A 2,391-nucleotide genomic window follows, 5' to 3' on the forward strand; every position below is an offset into this window, starting at 1 on the left:
GGGGCCTTCTGCCGCCCCGGAGTCGCGCGGGCGCTACGTGTCTCCGCCGGAAGCCGGACGCGGACGCCGGTCCATGCCCAGCTCCCGCGTGGTCGCCGGGTTGAAGAGCAGGACCAGCGCGGTGATCACGACGGCGGCGAGCACGATCCCGGTGGGGATCAGCGCGCCGTGGGACTTCAGCAGCGTGTAGGCGACGGGCGCCCCCATGATCTGCGTGATGACCGTGGGGCCCCGGCCCCAGCTGCGGCGCAGCAGCAGACCCCGGGCACCCGCGAGCGGGATGAGGCCGAGCGCGATCAGGGTGGCTCCGCCCGTCACCGCCTGCGTGGGGCTCTGCGGGCGGCCGAGCATCCCCATCACCAGCATGTAGATCCCGCCGACGACGAGGGCCGCCCCTTCGAGGGCGGTGAGCGCGGCGAGGGCCTCGATGCGCCCCGGCTTGCCGGTCCGCCACCCGGTCCGCTCCCCGGACGCGGGCGACGGCGCGGGCGACGGCGCGGGCGACGAGGAGGGCGTGTTCGCTTGAGTACTCACGCGAGCCAGGTTGGCATCCCGCGGTCCGGAAAGCGAAGCCGGGGGCCGGTGCGTCCCTCCCGACACGCCCGGTCACGCCGGGTGACCGGAGTACGGACGATCACGGAGAGTGAGAGCATGGGGGAGGGACTGGGGACCGGTACCGCCTGGTAGGTAGGCTGGCAGTCATGCGCGCTCTCCTCGTGGTCAATCCCGCCGCCACCACCACCAGTGCGCGGACGCGCGACGTGCTCATCCACGCTCTGGCGAGCGAGATGAAAATCGAGGCCGTGACCACGGAGTACCGGGGCCACGCCCGGGATCTGGGACGCCGGGCAGCGGACTCCGGCTCCTTCGACCTGGTGGTCGCCCTCGGCGGCGACGGCACGGTGAACGAGGTCGTCAACGGACTGCTGCACCGGGGCCCCGACGACGGGCTGCCGAGTCTCGCGGTGGTTCCCGGCGGCTCGACCAACGTCTTCGCGCGGGCGCTGGGTCTGCCCAACGACCCGGTGGAGGCGACCGGCGCGATTCTTCAGGCACTGGCCGAGGAAAGCTCCCGGACGGTGGGGTTGGGGCGGGCGTTCGGCACGCCGGGCTCCGCCGACGAAGCGGTACCCGAACGCTGGTTCACGTTCTGTGCGGGTCTCGGCTTCGACGCCGGCGTGATCGGCCGGGTCGAACAGAAGCGCGAGGGTGGCAAGCGTTCGACCCACGCCCTCTACGTACGCCAGGTGCTCCGCCAGTTCGTCGACGAGCCGCACCGCCGCCAGGGGGTGATCACGCTGGAGGTGCCCGGCCAGGAGCCGGTGCACGAGCTGGCGCTGTCGATAATCTGCAACACCGCCCCCTGGACCTACCTGGGCAATCGCCCGATGTACGCCTCACCGAAGGCGTCCTTCGACACCGCCCTGGACATCCTCGGCCTGAAGCGGCTCTCCACCGCGCAGGTGGCCCGCTACGGCACTCAGCTGCTCACTTCCAGTCCTGACAAGGGCCCGCGCGGCAAGCACGTGGTTTCACGCCATGACCTCACGGACTTCACCTTGCATTCAAAGGTCCCGCTCCCCTTCCAGATGGACGGCGACCACCTGGGACTGCGTACGAGCGTGACGTTCACAGGCGTACGCCGTGCACTGCGTGTGATTGTGTGAGCGGAAGAACCCAAAGTCCTTTAACTCGAACGTTTGGGCTGGTTCCCACCCCTTAGAAGTACGGCTGTGACGGAGCCGACACCGAGGAATCAAAAAAAACTTTCCAGAAGGGGTTGTATCCGCCGCCGAGGTTTGCGAATCTCTACATGGCGATCGGGACGGCCCGCAGCATCGGCCTCCACTGAGAGCCAGAACCCCTCCCCACTGTGCAGACCACGACCAGTTCATCTGGACGTAGGCCCTTCACCTGCGGGGGGATTCGTGAAAGCGTTCACATTCACAAGCAACAAGCATGTAATACCAAGGAGAGGTAGCAGCCATGGACTGGCGTCACAACGCCGTTTGTCGTGAGGAAGACCCCGAGCTGTTCTTCCCCATCGGCAACACCGGTCCTGCGCTGCTGCAGATCGAGGAAGCCAAGGCCGTCTGCCGTCGCTGCCCCGTCATGGAGCAGTGCCTGCAGTGGGCGCTCGAGTCCGGCCAGGACTCCGGCGTCTGGGGTGGCCTCAGCGAGGACGAGCGCCGCGCCATGAAGCGCCGCGCCGCTCGCAACCGGGCGCGCAACGCCAGCGCCTGATTCGACGCCCCCGCGACAAAGCCTCAGCCCGGCGGCGCGTACGCAGCGTACGCACAGCCCCGCCTTCGAGTCGCAGCGCGCAGTACCCCGTAGCGCAGAAGAACGTGCTTGAACCGAAAGGCCCGGACCGTCACCACGGTCCGGGCC

At 68.8% G+C, this 2,391-nt stretch carries 3 protein-coding genes; 2 read left to right on the forward strand and 1 reads right to left on the reverse strand.

What is annotated here, in order from left to right; translation table 11 throughout:
• Nucleotides 1–33: 33 nt before the first annotated feature.
• Nucleotides 34–534 carry a hypothetical protein gene (locus ACFWEP_RS34095; protein WP_387376108.1) on the reverse strand — a complete coding sequence of 167 codons (501 nt, stop codon included), beginning with the start codon at nt 532–534 and terminating at the stop codon, nt 34–36.
• A 167-nt stretch (nt 535–701) separates the two neighbouring features.
• Between ACFWEP_RS34095 and ACFWEP_RS34100 the strand changes: the two genes are divergently transcribed.
• Together ACFWEP_RS34100 and ACFWEP_RS34105 are read left to right on the forward strand one after the other, a co-directional pair.
• Nucleotides 702–1,667, forward strand: coding sequence for a diacylglycerol kinase family protein (locus tag ACFWEP_RS34100; RefSeq protein WP_328719490.1), 966 nt, complete (start codon nt 702–704; stop codon nt 1,665–1,667).
• Nucleotides 1,668–1,986: 319 nt separating this feature from the next.
• Complete coding sequence (locus ACFWEP_RS34105) at nt 1,987–2,244, forward strand: WhiB family transcriptional regulator (protein WP_003953983.1); 258 nt, start codon at nt 1,987–1,989, stop codon at nt 2,242–2,244.
• Nucleotides 2,245–2,391: the final 147 nt, after the last annotated feature.

Origin of the sequence: Streptomyces sp. NPDC060198 (assembly GCF_042728415.1) — a bacterium.
Lineage (GTDB): Bacteria > Actinomycetota > Actinomycetes > Streptomycetales > Streptomycetaceae > Streptomyces.